Source organism: Pseudomonas siliginis (assembly GCF_024072275.1).
Taxonomy (GTDB): Bacteria; Pseudomonadota; Gammaproteobacteria; order Pseudomonadales; family Pseudomonadaceae; genus Aquipseudomonas; species Aquipseudomonas siliginis.
In genome coordinates, this window is sequence record NZ_CP099598.1 from 256,997 (window position 1) to 271,696 (window position 14,700).

11 protein-coding genes are annotated in these 14,700 nt (G+C 61.2%); 5 read left to right on the top strand and 6 right to left on the bottom strand.

Annotated elements, in window-relative coordinates; genetic code table 11:
- Positions 1-330 precede the first annotated feature (330 nt).
- Both betT and NF676_RS01675 read left to right on the top strand, forming a co-directional pair.
- Complete coding sequence (gene betT, locus NF676_RS01670; protein ID WP_167333564.1) at positions 331-2,292, top strand: choline transporter BetT; 1,962 nt, start codon at positions 331-333, stop codon at positions 2,290-2,292.
- Positions 2,293-2,537: 245 nt separating this feature from the next.
- The gene (locus NF676_RS01675; RefSeq protein WP_039756416.1) at positions 2,538-2,939 is read left to right on the top strand and encodes a type II toxin-antitoxin system HicB family antitoxin; all 402 of its coding nucleotides are present in this window, start codon (positions 2,538-2,540) and stop codon (positions 2,937-2,939) included.
- Positions 2,940-2,977: 38 nt separating this feature from the next.
- Here NF676_RS01675 and NF676_RS01680 read toward each other — a convergent pair whose 3' ends face one another.
- Positions 2,978-4,015, bottom strand: coding sequence for a LacI family DNA-binding transcriptional regulator (locus NF676_RS01680; protein ID WP_252879235.1), 1,038 nt, complete (start codon positions 4,013-4,015; stop codon positions 2,978-2,980).
- Positions 4,016-4,218: 203 nt separating this feature from the next.
- Here NF676_RS01680 and NF676_RS01685 point away from each other — a divergent pair, with 203 nt between their 5' ends.
- The 3 genes from NF676_RS01685 (at position 4,219) to mgrA (ending at position 8,996) form a co-directional block, all read left to right on the top strand.
- Positions 4,219-6,444 carry a TonB-dependent receptor gene (locus NF676_RS01685; RefSeq protein ID WP_056787072.1) on the top strand — a complete coding sequence of 742 codons (2,226 nt, stop codon included), beginning with the start codon at positions 4,219-4,221 and terminating at the stop codon, positions 6,442-6,444.
- Position 6,445: 1 nt separating this feature from the next.
- Positions 6,446-7,765 carry an LLM class flavin-dependent oxidoreductase gene (locus tag NF676_RS01690; protein WP_056787075.1) on the top strand — a complete coding sequence of 440 codons (1,320 nt, stop codon included), beginning with the start codon at positions 6,446-6,448 and terminating at the stop codon, positions 7,763-7,765.
- 193 nt (positions 7,766-7,958) lie between these two features.
- Complete coding sequence (gene mgrA, locus NF676_RS01695) at positions 7,959-8,996, top strand: L-glyceraldehyde 3-phosphate reductase (RefSeq protein WP_252887124.1); 1,038 nt, start codon at positions 7,959-7,961, stop codon at positions 8,994-8,996.
- 199 nt (positions 8,997-9,195) lie between these two features.
- Here the strand turns inward: mgrA and tauD are convergent, their stop codons facing one another.
- The 5 genes from tauD to gshA all read right to left on the bottom strand — a co-directional run bounded on the left by tauD (position 9,196) and on the right by gshA (position 14,639).
- Positions 9,196-10,038 (bottom strand): taurine dioxygenase, encoded by an 843-nt coding sequence (gene tauD, locus NF676_RS01700; RefSeq protein WP_252887125.1) that lies wholly within the window; start codon positions 10,036-10,038, stop codon positions 9,196-9,198.
- A gap of 144 nt (positions 10,039-10,182) precedes the next feature.
- On the bottom strand, positions 10,183-11,016 hold the full coding sequence (gene tauC, locus NF676_RS01705; RefSeq protein WP_150637913.1) for a taurine ABC transporter permease TauC: 834 nt from the start codon (positions 11,014-11,016) through the stop codon (positions 10,183-10,185).
- Complete coding sequence (tauB, locus tag NF676_RS01710) at positions 11,013-11,807, bottom strand: taurine ABC transporter ATP-binding subunit (RefSeq protein WP_071174062.1); 795 nt, start codon at positions 11,805-11,807, stop codon at positions 11,013-11,015. Before tauB ends, tauC begins: the two co-directional genes overlap by 4 nt.
- A 15-nt stretch (positions 11,808-11,822) precedes the next feature.
- The gene (tauA, locus tag NF676_RS01715; RefSeq protein WP_160768537.1) at positions 11,823-12,800 is read right to left on the bottom strand and encodes a taurine ABC transporter substrate-binding protein; all 978 of its coding nucleotides are present in this window, start codon (positions 12,798-12,800) and stop codon (positions 11,823-11,825) included.
- Positions 12,801-13,055: 255 nt separating this feature from the next.
- On the bottom strand, positions 13,056-14,639 hold the full coding sequence (gene gshA, locus NF676_RS01720; protein ID WP_252887126.1) for a glutamate--cysteine ligase: 1,584 nt from the start codon (positions 14,637-14,639) through the stop codon (positions 13,056-13,058).
- Between the last annotated feature and the right edge of the window lie 61 nt (positions 14,640-14,700).

Genomic DNA, 14,700 nt, shown 5'->3' on the forward strand with positions numbered 1-14,700 from the left:
ATATCCCCCAATCAGTCCCCTCTCCCTCTGGGAGAGGGTTAGGGTGAGGGGCTTTTGATTCTTGCTTGGCGCAGTGAACGAATCTCACAAAACCCGCGTCATAAACCTCCTCGGGCGCTGTAGGAAACCTACCGCCCAGCCCTGCGATTAGTCCTTACCGCCCCATTCATGTTTAACTTGAACGTTCATTCAAGTTAAACCGGTGGTTCGCTGCCCGCTCACAACAGGAGGCTTGCCTTTGCTGAGTCCGATCATTTCAGCCACGTTTCAACCCTTCGAGGTGCACCTTTCATGAGTGCATCGTCTACCCCCGCCAGCGGTCTGGTGCGCATGAATCCGCCGGTGTTCTACTTCGCCGCGACGGTCATTCTGCTGTTTGGTCTTGTCGTCATCGCCATCCCCGAGCAGGCCGGCGCCTGGTTGCTGGAAGCGCAAAACTGGGCGGCCAATACGGTCGGCTGGTACTACATGCTCGCGATGACCCTGTATCTGGTCTTCGTGGTGGTCACCGCCTTATCCGGCTACGGCAAGATAAAACTCGGTGCCGACCACGACGAACCCGAATTCAGTTACCTGTCCTGGGCCGGCATGCTGTTCGCCGCCGGGATCAGCATCACGCTGTTTTTCTTCTGCGTCTCCGAACCGCTGACCCACATGCTCCAGCCACCGCAAGGCGACGCGGGCACGGCGGATGCGGCACGCCAGGCGATGCAGATCCTGTTCCTGCATTGGGGCCTTCATGGCTGGGGCGTGTTTGCCTTCGTCGGCATGGCACTGGCCTATTTCGCCTATCGGCACAACCTGCCGCTGGCCCTGCGTTCGGCGCTGTATCCGCTGATCGGCAAACGCATCAACGGCCCGATCGGCTATGCGGTGGACGGCTTCGGCATCATCGCCACGGTGTTCGGTCTTGGTGCCGACATGGGCTTCGGCGTGCTGCATCTGAACTCCGGGCTGGACTACCTGTTCGGCATCGCCCACACGCAGTGGATTCAGGTCGGCCTGATCACGCTGATGATGGGTGCGGCGATCATTGTGGCCGTCTCCGGCGTCGACAAAGGCGTGCGGGTGATGTCGGACATCAACATGCTGCTGGCCTGCGGGCTGCTGCTGTTCGTATTGTTTGCCGGGCCGACACAGCACCTGCTCAACACCCTGATCCAGAACGTCGGCGATTACCTCGGCGCGCTGCCGATGAAGAGTTTCGACCTCTACGCCTACGACAAACCGAGCGACTGGCTGGGCGGCTGGACCGTGTTCTACTGGGCCTGGTGGATCGCATGGTCGCCGTTCGTGGGCCTGTTCATCGCGCGGATTTCCCGTGGCCGCACCATCCGTGAATTCGTCTTCGGCGTGCTGTTGATTCCGCTCGGTTTCACCTTGGCGTGGATGTCGATCTTCGGCAACAGCGCCCTGGATCAAGTGCTCAATCACGGCATGAGTGCGCTGGGCATGTCGGCCATCGACAATCCGTCGATGAGCATTTATCTGCTGCTGGAAACCTATCCGTGGAGCAAGACTGTCATCGCCGTGACGGTGTTCATCAGCTTCGTGTTCTTCGTGACGTCTGCGGATTCCGGCACCGTGGTGCTCTCCACCCTGTCGGCGAAAGGCGGCAACCCGGATGAAGACGGGCCGAAATGGCTGCGGGTGTTCTGGGGTGCGATGACCGCGCTGATCACCAGCGCACTGCTGTTTTCCGGCAGCATCGACGCGTTGAAGTCGGCGGTGGTGCTGACCTCATTGCCGTTCTCGTTGATTCTGCTGCTGATGATGTGGGGCCTGCACAAGGCGTTCTATCTGGAGTCGCAGAAGCAGATCGCGCAGTTGCATTCGCTGGCGCCGGTCTCCGGTTCGCGGCGTGGCACCGGTGGCTGGCGTCAGCGCCTGAGTCAGGCCGTGCACTTCCCGTCCCGCGACGAGGTGTACCGCTTCATGGAAAGCACCGTCCGCCCGGCGATCGAAGAAGTGACCGCCGTGTTCGTCGAAAAAGGCCTGCACGTGGTTACCCAGCCGGATCCGGCGCATGACAACGTCAGCCTGGAAATCGGTCATGGCGAGCAGCATCCGTTCATCTATCAGGTGCAGATGCGCGGCTACTTCACGCCATCGTTCGCGCGCGGCGGCATGGGTTCCAAGCAACTCAACAATCGCCGCTACTACCGCGCCGAAGTGCACTTGAGCGAGGGCAGTCAGGACTACGATCTGGTCGGCTACACCAAAGAGCAGATCATCAACGACATCCTCGACCAGTACGAACGGCACATGCAGTTCCTGCATCTGGTGCGTTGACCGACGGCTGCGCGCCGGGTCTGCTCAGGACTCGGCGCTCAGCAGCATGAACAACACCATCGCCGCCACTGGCACGCCGAATATCGCACTGCCCATCGCAATCTTGGGCCCCGCCGTTGATCCGTCCATCTGTAATGATCACGAAACAGACTATTATTTATCCAAGTGTGTATGGTGTGTATCGCTGCGCGCTTTGTGCCCTAGAGTTGTAATTCTTGACGTCGGAAAGGGCGAAGGAAACCTTTATGAAATTCCCGGTCGTTCTGCATAAGGATGCCGACTCGGACTACGGCGTGATCATTCCGGACGTACCGGGGTGTTATTCCGCAGGCGCCACGGTAGCCGAAGCTTTCGAAAACACGCAGGAAGCGCTGGCGCTGCACTACGAGGGGCTGGTCGCCGATGGCGCCCCACTGCCGCAAGTGCGCGACATTGATGCTCATCTTGATAACCCGGATTACGCGGGCGGTATCTGGGGCGTGGTCGACTTTGACATCACGCCTTACTTCGGCAAATCAGTGCGCTTCAATGCCACATTGCCCGAGCAGTTGCTGGAACGTATTGACCAGACCGTCCGGCGAGACCGGCGCTACCGTTCCCGCTCCGGATTTCTGGCGGCGGCTGCGCTGCGCGAATTGTCGGTATGACAGAAATTCTGTGGGAGCGATCCTGCTCACTCCCGCAGTCAGGAGCTTTCGCGCTCGATCACTTGGCATCGCAGCAGGTTCAGCCGTTGCACTGCTTCGTTGGGCAGTACGCCAAGGCTTTCCAGCACTCGCGTTGCCGCCAGCACGCCAATCTCCAGCGCTGGCGGTTTGATCGTGCTCAGACTGGGCAATAACATCTCGGCAAACGGGTAATCACCGAAGCCGAGCACGGCGCAGTCTGCGGGGATTTTGATACCCGCGCGTTGTCCGGCGAGGAGGCCGCCGGCGGCGAGATTGTCGTTGGCGAAGATGATCGCGTCGGGGCGTGGTGAGGCGTTCATCAGGGCGTCCATCGCTTGCTTGCCGGCCTCGAACGGTGCGCGGTCGGCGTCCGGGGCGAAGATCCATGGCTCACGTCCTGCTTCACGCACAGTGGCGGCATAACCATCGCGGCGCTCCAGTGCACTGAAGTCGCCCGGCGCACTGTTCTGTACGAAAGCAATGCGTTGATAGCCTTTGTCCAGCAGATGCCTTGCCGCTGTCACGCCCACTTCGAAATGCGAAAAGCCAATCTGCATCGGCCCGCGTTCCGGCTGGTAATCCCAGGTTTCGATCACTGGAATATCCGCCTCGGCGAGCATTTTCTCGGTGCCTGCGCTGTGAAAGTGGCTGGTCAGCACCAGCGCTGCCGGCGACCAGCCGAGAAACGCGCGCACGGCATTTTCTTCCTGCTTGATATCGAAATAACTCGACGCCAGCAACAGTTGATAACCGTGACGGCTAAGGGTGTCGCTGAAGCCCTGGATCGTGTTGGCAAAAATCGGCCCGGAGATGTTCGGAATGACCATGCCGACGATTTTCCCCCGCGCCGAGGCCAGACCACCCGCCACCAGATTCGGCACATAACCGAGCTCGGCAACCACCGCTGCAATACGCTCGCGCCGCTCGGGCGAAACCTGTTCGGGCTGATTGAAATACCGCGACACGGTAATCGCCGACACCCCGGCCGCACGCGCCACGGCATTCAACGTTACACGGCCGGCGCCACGACGTTTACGCGGTTTTTCAACGTTCAAGACTCGATCCTTTCTAAAAACCAAATCGCATATAAAAGTAATTTTTCAGTATTGGACGCTCTATTCGCCGATGGCCAATATTGCCGATGTTAGCGCTAACAAGGCGCGTTGTCTGCTACTCGCTCGAGCGAATGCCCAAGACAGATTCAGGCGCTGTCGTCGCAGAACGGCAGCGGTTCAGGGCCATTTTCGAGCGAACACCTATGCGTAATTTTCCTGGGGCATTACACACACTGACGCAGTCGATACACGCGGCGGGCTGGATTTTCACCGGGCTGGCGGCGCTGCCGCTGCCCATGGCGTTTGCCGCTGACAGCAGCGATCAGGAACCGACGCTGAAATCCGTCACGGTGACCGCGACTCGCCGCGAAGAGTCCCTGCAGAAAGTGCCGGTGGCGGTTTCCGTGCTCGACGGCGAACAGCTCGAACGCGATAACCGCAATAGCTTGGCGAGCATCGTTCAGCAAGTGCCGTCGCTGAATTTCCGTACCGGCGCCTCGAACAAGGACACCTCGTTATTCGTGCGCGGCGTCGGCACGATTTCCACCTCGCCCGGCGTCGAGCCGACCGTGGCGACAGTGATCGACGGCGTGGTGTACGCGCGGCCCGGTCAGGCCACGCTGGATCTGCTCGATCTGGAGCGCGTCGAAGTGTTGCGTGGCCCACAAGGCACGCTGTTCGGCAAGAACGCCTCGGCCGGTGTACTCAACATCTCCAGCAAGGCACCGACCGCCGAAACACACGGCTATATCGATCAGGCGTTCTACAGCGGCAACGAAAGCCGCAGCCGTTTCGGCCTTGGCGGCAGTCTGATTCCGGACACGCTGAAGGGCTCGATCAGCACCTTGTTCGGCACGTACGACGGTAACATCGACAATCAACACAACGGCCACGAGGTCAACGGTTACAACCACCGCGGTGTGCGCGGCAAACTCGAATTCACCCCGAACGACGACATTACTTTCACCCTGATCGCGGACTACATGCAGTCCCACGACGACGCGCCCAATGGTGTCGTCAGCCAAGCGCTGACGCCGGCCTTCGCCAACGCGCTGAGTCCGGTGAGCGCGAGCAGCCACAACCGCGACATCAACACCGACACCCGCTCTCACATCGAGGACATCAACAAAGGCCTGTCCGGCCAGCTCGACTGGCAACTGGGCGATTACACGCTGACATCGATCACCGCATGGCGCGGCTGGGACAATACCCAGTATCAGGATGGTGATCGCCTCGGCACCGTGACGGCGGCGTTCCCCGGCACGGCAGATAAAGGCGATCTGGCCTTCGACCAGTATTCGCAAGAGCTGCGTCTGGCCTCACCGAAGGGCGAGTTTCTCGAGTACGTCGGCGGCCTGTTCTACATGCACGGCAAGGACGACGAGACCTATCAGCGCACCCTCACGACCACCACACGCACCGACCGTGGCGTTGCCGATTACAGCACCACCAGCGACAGCTACGCGGTGTTTGGTGAGAGCACGCTGAACTTCACTTCGAACTTTCGCGGCATCGCCGGTCTGCGCTATACCCACGATGATCTGAAATACGATCACCGTCGCGTTTCAACATCAGCGACCACCGTCAGCGGCATTCAACCGGCGACCAGTAGCTCTGGCTCGGTGGACGAGGACGGCTGGTCCGGTCGCCTCGGTCTGCAATATGACCTGAGCGATACCGTTACCAGTTACCTGACCTATTCGCGCGGTTACAAAGGCCCGGCGTACAACGTGTTTTTCAACATGCAGCCGCGCGACACCGAAGCGCTGAAACCGGAGACCTCCAACACCTGGGAAGTGGGGATCAAAGCCACCTCCTGGAACAACCGCCTGACCACCAACCTGGCGATCTTCCACAGCGAGTACGACAACTATCAGGCGAACTTTTTCGACACCGTCGCCGGGCAGGTGGTGACGCGTTTGATCAACGCCGGCAGCGTCACCAGTGAAGGCATCGAACTCGATTACGCCCTGCAAGCCACCCAGCAACTGAAGTTCTCCGGCTCACTGGCCTACACCCGCGCACGCATCGACGAATTCGCCTGCCCGGCCGGCGCGGCGGCGTCGTGCAACGTCAACGGCAAACCATTGCCGTTCAGCCCGGACTGGAAAAGCTACGTGCGCGCCGACTACACAATTCCGCTGGACAACGGTCTCGATATCGAACTGGGCACTGACTACAGCTGGCAGAGCGAAGTGCAGTACGACATCAGCCAGAACCCCGATACCAAACAGGGCGCCTACGGGCTGTGGAACGCCAGCGTCGCCTTGGCCGATTACAGCAATGGCTGGCGTGTCGCCCTGCTCGGCAAGAACCTCGCCGACAAATCCTATTCGTCATTGCTGGCCAGTGGCGGCAGCTACATCTATCGCGCCGTGCCACGGGATGACGAGCGCTATTTCGGCGTGCAACTGCGCAAGGATTTCTGAGATGAGCAGACAGATGAAACTCGGTGCGTTTTTCATGGCCACCGGGCATCACGTAGCGGCCTGGCGGCACCCGGACGTGCCGGCGGATGCTGGGCTGGATTTCGCCCATTACAAACGTCTGGCGCAGATCGCCGAAGCGGCAAAGTTCGATGCGCTGTTTGTCGCCGACAGCGTCGCCGCACCGACCGAAAACATCGCCAGCCGCATGGCGCGCTCCGATCACTTCGAGCCGCTGACCTTGCTCTCGGCACTGAGCGCGGTGACCGAGCACATCGGCCTGATCGCCACGGCCACCACCAGTTACAACGAGCCATACCACGTCGCGCGCAAGTTCGCTTCGCTCGATCATTTGTCGGGCGGACGGGCGGGATGGAATCTGGTGACTTCGGACAATGCGGCCGAGGCGCTGAATTTCGGCCGCGACGCACACATCGGCCACGCCGAACGCTACAGCCGCGCCCGTGAGTTTCATCAGGTGGTCACCGGGCTCTGGGACAGTTGGGAAGACGATGCCTTCCACCGCGACAAGGCCAGCGGCGCCTATTACCACCCGCAGAAGCTGCACGTGCTCGATCATGTCGGTGAACATTTCCGGGTCAAAGGCCCGCTGAACGTCGCGCGCTCGCCGCAGGGGCAACCGGTGATCGTCCAGGCCGGTTCTTCCGAAGCCGGGCGCGAACTGGCGGCGCAAACGGCGGAAGTGGTGTTCACCGCGCAGACTTCGCTGGCCGCCGCACAGGCGTTTTACACTGATATCAAGGGACGCTTGGCCAAGTTCGGGCGCAGCACCGATTCGCTGAAAATCATGCCCGGTGTGTTCGTGGTGGTCGCTGCTACCGAAGCTGAAGCGCAGGAAAAGTTTGAAACGTTTCAGCAATTGGTCGAACCGGAGGTGGGCGTCGCGCTGCTTGGGCGTATGCTGGGCAACTTCGATTTATCGAAGTACCCGCTGGACGGGCCGCTGCCGCCATTGCCGCTGACTGACAGCGGTCAGCAGAGCCGACAGAAATTGCTGACCGAGCTGGCCGGGCGGGAGAGCCTGACCCTCGCCGAGCTTGGTCGCAGGATCGCTGGCGGGCGGGGGCATCACAGCCTGGTCGGCACGCCGGCACAGATTGCCGATTGCCTGCAGGAGTGGTTCGAACAAGGCGCGGCGGACGGCTTCAATGTGCTGGTGCCGCACCTGCCGGGCGGGCTGGAAGATTTCGCCAATGGCGTGGTGCCGGAACTGCAACGGCGTGGCTTGTTCAGAACTGAATATGAAGGCCGCACGCTGCGGCAGAACCTGGGGCTGGTTCGACCTGCAAATCGCTTTGCATGATTGATGGGGCTTTTGTGGCGAGGGGATTCATCCCCGTTCGGCTGCGAAGCAGTCGTAAAACCAGCGCATTCGGTACACCAGATTCGCCGAGGTTTCAGGTTTTGGGGCGGCTTCGCCATCCATCGGGGATAAATCCCCTCGCCACAAAGGTGTCCGGTTGCAGATGACTAAAAGACAGACAAGAGAGGATTCGATGACTTACACCGCTGCCGAAAATCGCTACGACTCCATTCCCTACCGCCGCGTCGGCCGCAGCGGTCTGGTGCTGCCGGCCTTGTCGCTGGGCCTGTGGCACAACTTTGGCGACAGCACGCCGATCGACACCCAGCGCGCCTTGCTGCGCACAGCGTTCGATCTGGGCATCAACCATTTCGATCTGGCCAACAACTACGGCCCGCCATACGGCAGCGCCGAGATCAATTTCGGTCGCCTGCTGCGCGAAGACTTCAAGCAGTATCGCGACGAGCTGATCATCTCGAGCAAGGCCGGTTGGGACATGTGGCCCGGCCCGTATGGTCAGGGCGGCGGTTCGCGCAAATACGTGCTGGCGAGCCTCGACCAGAGCCTGCAACGCCTCGGTCTGGACTATGTGGACATCTTCTATTCGCACCGCTTCGACCCGGACACCCCGCTGGAAGAAACCGCCAGCGCCCTTGCCACCGCCGTGCAGCAGGGCAAGGCGCTTTACATCGGCATCTCGTCCTACTCAGGGGTGAAAACCCGAGAAATGGCCGCGCTGCTGAAAGAGTGGAAAGTGCCGCTGCTGATTCATCAGCCGGCGTACAACCTGCTCAATCGCTGGGTGGAAAAGGATCTGCTCGATACCACCGATGAACTCGGCACGGGCGTCATCGCGTTCACGCCGCTGGCGCAGGGCTTGCTCACCGACAAATACCTCAACGGCGTGCCGGCCGATGCGCGAGTCAATCGCCCGGGCGGCGGCTCGCTGCAGGCTTCGCACTTGTCCGAGGCCAACATTGCTCACGTGCGAGCGTTGAACGAAATCGCCCAGCGTCGCGGCCAGAGTCTGGCGCAGCTGGCACTGGCGTGGACCCTGCGTGATCCACGAGTGACCTCGGCGCTGATTGGTGCGAGCCGGCCGGAGCAGATCATCGAGAACGTCGGGGCGCTGAAGAATCTGCATTTCAGTGCTGAAGAGCTGGCGGAGATTGACCGGTTTGCCCAGGAGGGCGGGATCAATCTTTGGGAGAAGCCTTCGACGGCGGAGTGAGCCACCCTCACCCCAGCCCTCTCCCAGAGGGAGAGGGAGCCGACCGAGGTGTCTTGCGTCTTACATCGACCTGAAATACCGAGTCGATTATGGATTCAGCAAAGTACGTTCAGGTCGGCGTACTTCTACAGCATCCCCAATCAGTCCCCTCTCCCTCCGGGAGAGGGTTAGGGTGAGGGGCTTTTGCCTTTAAAAGGGCTCAGCGAAAAAACGGCACATCCCCCAACACCGTCGCCCGCTGCATCACCCGCCGCGCCGGGCGGTAATCGTCCACCGCGTAATGCTGCGTCACGCGGTTGTCCCAGAAAGCGATGTCGTCCTTCTGCCAGCGCCAGCGAATGGTGAATTCCGGCCGGGTCGCGTGGGCAAACAGAAATTTCAGGATCGCCTCGCTCTCGGTTTCCGACAATTCGTTGATCTTTGAGGTAAATCCTTCATTGACGAATAGCGAGCGCCGGCCGCTCACCGGGTGCGTACGGATCACCGGGTGCGACAGCGGCGGATTCTTGCGCCGCGCTTCTTCCCACTGCGCCAGCGCCTCAGGCGTGTTGCCGTAGCGCTCGAGCGGAAACGAACGAGTGAAATCGTGGGTGGCCGTCAGACCTTCGAGCAGGGTTTTCATCGGCGCCGACAGCGCTTCATATGCCGCGATGCCGCTGGCCCACAATGTGTCGCCACCGAACTCCGGCAGCAACTTGGCGCTGAGCACTGCGCCCATCGCGGGCGTTGGCAGGAAGGTCACGTCGGTGTGCCAGATCGCGTTATCGCGCACGTCGGTGACGGCGGTGTCGAGGATCAGCACTTCCGGTTGTTCCGGCACGTTCGGGTAGATCGGATGAATGTGCAGGTCGCCGAAATAATGCGCGAAACGTGCCTGCTGTGCCGGCTCGATCGGCTGGTTGCGGAAGAACAGCACCTGATATTTGAGCAACGCCTGTTCGATGGCGTCGCGGTGTTCCAGGCTCAGCGGCTGGCTGATGTCGACGCCGTTGATCTGCGCACCGAGGGCCGAGCTTAACGGGGTGATGTTGAGGGTGCTCATGGTCGTTCTCTTCGAATTCGGAGTGTCATGCTTTTGTGGGAGCGAGCCTGCTCGCGAATGCAGAGTGTCAGGCGACAGTGCAGTGAATGATCTGACGCTTTCGCGAGCAGGCTCGCTCCCACAGGGGAATTTTCACAAGGCGATTTAGTGCGCCTGGCCGTGCCACGGCACCAGTCTGCGCTGCAATGCGCGCAGGCCCATTTCCATGGCGAAGGCGATCAGGGCGATGACCAGAATTCCCAGCACCACGACATCTGTGACCAGGAATTGCGCAGCCGACTGCACCATGAAGCCCAGGCCACTGGTGGCCGCGATCAGTTCAGCGGCGACCAGGGTCGACCAGCCAACCCCCAGGCCAATGCGCACGCCGGTGAGAATGTCCGGCAGTGCGCTGGGCAGAATCACATGGCGAATCAACTGCACGCGCGTCGCGCCCAACGACTGCGCCGCGCGCAGTTTTGCTGGGTCGACGGTACGCACGCCAGTCGCGGTGGCAATGGCAATCGGCGCAAAAATCGCCAGGTAGATCAGCAGCACTTTCGACAACTCGCCAATGCCGCACCAGATCACGATCAGCGGCAGATACGCCAGCGGCGGGATCGGGCGGTAGAACTCGATCAGCGGATCGAGCACGCCACGGGCGATGCGGTTGGCGCCAATGGCAATGCCCACCGGCACGGCGGTGAGAATCGCAAAAGCGAGACCCAGGCCGATGCGGCTCAGGCTCGCGCCCAGGTGCTGCCACAGCGTCGAATCCATATATCCCGAGGTCGCCAGCAGCCAGCCTTTTTGCAGCACGGCAGAGGGCGGTGGCAAGAACAGCGGTTCGATCAACTCGGTAGCGGTCACCGCCCACCAGACCGCCAACAGGCCGAACAGGGTCAGCAGGCTGATCCAGCGAGTGCTGAGGCTGCGGCGCAGCGGGATGCTCACCGAAGGTGTTTTCACCGCCGCAGCGGAAACGTCGTAACTGCTCATGCGCGCTCCTGCCGGGGTACGGCGCTGCGTTGCGAGAAGACTTTGCTCAGTACATGCTCGCGGGTTTCGATAAAACGCGGATCGGATTTGATCGCGCGGGCCGACTCGCCAGCGGCGTAACGCTGACCGAAATCCAGCTGCAGGCGCTCGACGATCTGCCCCGGATTCGGTGCCAGCAGAATCAGGTCCGTGGCGAGGAACACCGCTTCTTCAATGTCGTGGGTAATCAGGAAAACCGGTTTGGCAGTGCGCTGCCAGACTTGCAGCAACAGCTCCTGCATCTGCTCGCGAGTGAACGCATCAAGCGCACCGAACGGCTCATCCATCAGCAGCACGCGCGGATCGGCGGCGAGGGCGCGGGCGAGGCCGACGCGTTGTTTCTGGCCACCGGACAATTGCCAGATGCGTCGGTCTTCGAAGCCGGCAAGATCGACCAGCGCGAGCATTTCACGGGCGCGCTGTTCGCGTTTGTCCTTGCCGACACCGGCCAGTTCGAGGCCGAAGGCGACGTTGGCCAATACGTCCTGCCAAGGCAGCAAGGCGTCGTCCTGAAACACCACGCCACGTTCGGCGCTCGGGCCTTTGACCGGCACGCCGTCAAGGGTGATGCGCCCGGCACTCGGCTCGACGAAGCCGGCAATCAGGTTCAACAGCGAAGTCTTGCCACTGCCGGAAGGGCCGAGGGCGACCAGCAATTGCTGCGGCCCCAGGGTCAGAGAAATATCCGCCAGCACCGGCTCCGGGCTGCCCGGGTACTGTGCGCTGATGCGCTCCAGCTGTAGCAAGGCCATCGCTGTACCTCCCGATCAGTTGGTGATGTATTTGGCGCTGACGTACGGCGCGTAGTCCGGCAGGACGGCTTCGACCTTGCCTTGCTCCTTGAGGAACGCGGCGGTGTCAGTGATGGCTTTGGTGGTCGGCGCGCCGAGGTCACTGACCTGATCCGCCGCCAATGGGTAGACGTTGCCCTGCAGCAGCAATGGGATGTCGCTGGCCTTGGCGCCGGAGAGTTTGACCAGTTTGTCGACGTTGCTCTGGTTGGCCAGCCAGGCCTGCGGATCCTTGCGGTAAGCGGCGTAGGCGTCGAGGGTGACCTTGGCGAATGCGGTGACGATTTCCGGGTGCTTCTCGGCGAAGTCCTTGCGCACGATCCACGCGTCGAAGGTCGGCGCGCCGAACTTGGCCAGTTCGCCGGAGGTGATCAGCACTGTGCCGTTTTCCTTGGCGACGCCCAGTGCCGGATCCCACACGTAAGTGGCGTCGATATCGCCGCGTTTCCATGCGGCGATGATCGCTGGCGGCGCGAGGTTGAGCACGGTGACTTTCGACGGGTCGATGTTCCAGTGCTTGAGCGCCGCGAGCAGGCTGTAATGCCCGGTGGAAACGAATGGCACGGCGATTTTCTTGCCGATCAGATCCTGCGGAGTCTTGATGCCGGAACCGTCGCGCGCGACCAGTGCTTCAGCGGCGCCGATCTGCGTGGCAATCAGGAAGGTTTCCACCGGCACTTTGCGGGTGATCGCGGCGGTCAACGGGCTCGAACCGAGATAGCCGATCTGCACATCGCCGGACGCGATGGCGGCAATGATGTCGGCACCGTTATCGAATTTGCGCCAGCTGATATCGGCCTTTGTGGCTTTCTCGTAGGCGCCGTCGGCCTGAGCGACCTTGGCCGGGTCGACGGTAGTCTGGTAGGCGACGGTGAGATCGGCCGCCTGGGCCAGGAAGCTTGCAGCGGCCAGCGAGGCGGCGGCGAGCAGGCGAAGCGGGAAATTCAGTTTCAATTGAGAGCTCCAGATCAGGCGACCGAATGTCGGCATGAGTGGAGACTAAATGATCTAAGAATCGCGAAATAAATAACTTTTTCGAATGAGCTTATGAGCGGAAAAATCTAAGACAGGAGAGGATGAGCCATTGACTGATCGTTCCCACGCTCTGCGTGGTAACGCCTCAAAGGACGCTCTGCGTCCAAAGTGACGCGGAGCGTCACAGGCTGCATTCCCACGCAGAGCGTGGGAACGATCAAGGCTGGGGCGGCTTTAATTGCTGATGGCGAGGATGCTCGCCTGATACGCGCCAACAAACACATCGAAATCGCCAACCTCGTTCTGTTCAAGCTCGGTCTGCTGCGCCAGCGATGCGCGCGCCAGTTCTTCCAACTTCGCTTGCTCGTCAGCCGCCAACGGCTCGCTGCGGAAGAACTCGGCGTGGGTCTGGCTCTGGCGCAGGGAGAACTGCGCAAAGCTTTCCTTGTGCTCAGCCATGGCCGCCAGCACCTGCGCCGATGGGGTCAGGGACGGGTCGTTGACCTTGGCCAGTTGCGCATCCAGCGCCTTGCTGTGGGCATCGCCGCCGACGCTCTGGTCGAGCATCGCCGCCAGCGGAGCAATCTGTTCCAGCAGTTCGGCCGCCCATTGCTTCATCTCGACCGGTTGACCGTCACGCTGCAATTGCAGGCCCGGACGGCGACCTTCCTTGACCACGCTGAGGAAGTTCGAGGTGGCGTTGCCGCACGAAGTGTTGGTCAGCAGCGGGCTGTCGTTCAGCGCGCAGTACAGCAGGAAGGCGTCGATGAAGCGCGATTCGGTGAGGTCGATGCCCATCGGCAGGAACGGGTTGATGTCCAGGCAGCGCACTTCGACGTACTGGATGCCGCGCGCCATCAGCGCCTGGATCGGCCGCTCACCGGTGTAGGTCACGCGTTTCGGGCGGATGTTGGAGTAGTACTCGTTTTCGATCTGCAGGATGTTGATGTTGAGCTGCACCCATTCGCCATCCTTGTGCGTGCCGACTTCCACGTATGGCGCGTAGGGCGTGGCCACGGCTTCGCGCAGGCTGTCGGTGTAGCTCGCCAGGTCGTTGTAGCACGGTGTCAGGCCGGCCTGGGCATTGCTCTGATAACCGAGATCGCTCATGCGCAGGCTGGTGGCGTACGGCAGATACAGCGTGTCCGGATCGAGCTGCTCGAGCTGATGCGAACGCCCGCGCAGGAAGCCGGCGTCCAGCGCCGGCGAGGCACCGAACAGGTACATCAGCAGCCAGCTGTAGCGACGGAAGTTGCGAATCAACGCGATGTAGGAAACCGATTGGAAATCGCGATCGGTGCCGACGAAACCTTCGGCCTCGCGCAGCAATGGCCAGAGCTGTTCCGGCAGGGAAAAGTTGTAGTGAATCCCGGCAATGCATTGCATGGTCTTGCCGTAACGCAGGGCCAGGCCCTTGCGATAAACGTACTTGAGCTGACCGATGTTGGAGGTGCCGTAATAGGCGATCGGAATATCTTCCTCGGCCGGCAACGGGCACGGCATCGATGGACTCCACAGGTACTCGTTGCCGAGTTTGCTGTAGGCAAAACGATGAATCTTGTCCAGGCTCGCCAGCGTGTCGGCAGGATCCGGCAGGGCTGGCGTAATGAATTCCAGCAGCGACTCGGAGTAGTCGGTGGTGATCTGTTCGTTGGTCAGCGCGGAACCCAGGGCTTCGGGGTGCGGCGTTTGCGCCAGGCGACCTTCACTGGTCACGCGCAGGCATTCACGTTCGATACCGTGCAGGCACTGCTTGAGCAGAGAGAGGTTAGCGCGCTCGCCGAGCAGAGCCAGGCGGCGGTTGAGAAGTTCGCTCAATTTGGATTCCTTCACGCGTCAGTCGCCCCAATATGGGGGTGGGCAAGACGGTCTACAAGGG

What these genes read in the sequence shown, in the direction of transcription:
- NF676_RS01685 (WP_056787072.1), top strand. Translation starts at nt 4,219, where the DNA reads ATGCGTAATTTTCCTGGGGCATTACACACACTGACGCAGTCGATACAC.
- tauB (WP_071174062.1), bottom strand. Translation starts at nt 11,807, where the DNA reads ATGGCCTTGCTACAGCTGGAGCGCATCAGCGCACAGTACCCGGGCAGC.
- betT (WP_167333564.1), top strand. Translation starts at nt 331, where the DNA reads ATGAATCCGCCGGTGTTCTACTTCGCCGCGACGGTCATTCTGCTGTTT.
- NF676_RS01675 (WP_039756416.1), top strand. Translation starts at nt 2,538, where the DNA reads ATGAAATTCCCGGTCGTTCTGCATAAGGATGCCGACTCGGACTACGGC.
- tauC (WP_150637913.1), bottom strand. Translation starts at nt 11,016, where the DNA reads ATGAGCAGTTACGACGTTTCCGCTGCGGCGGTGAAAACACCTTCGGTG.
- tauD (WP_252887125.1), bottom strand. Translation starts at nt 10,038, where the DNA reads ATGAGCACCCTCAACATCACCCCGTTAAGCTCGGCCCTCGGTGCGCAG.
- mgrA (WP_252887124.1), top strand. Translation starts at nt 7,959, where the DNA reads ATGACTTACACCGCTGCCGAAAATCGCTACGACTCCATTCCCTACCGC.
- NF676_RS01690 (WP_056787075.1), top strand. Translation starts at nt 6,446, where the DNA reads ATGAGCAGACAGATGAAACTCGGTGCGTTTTTCATGGCCACCGGGCAT.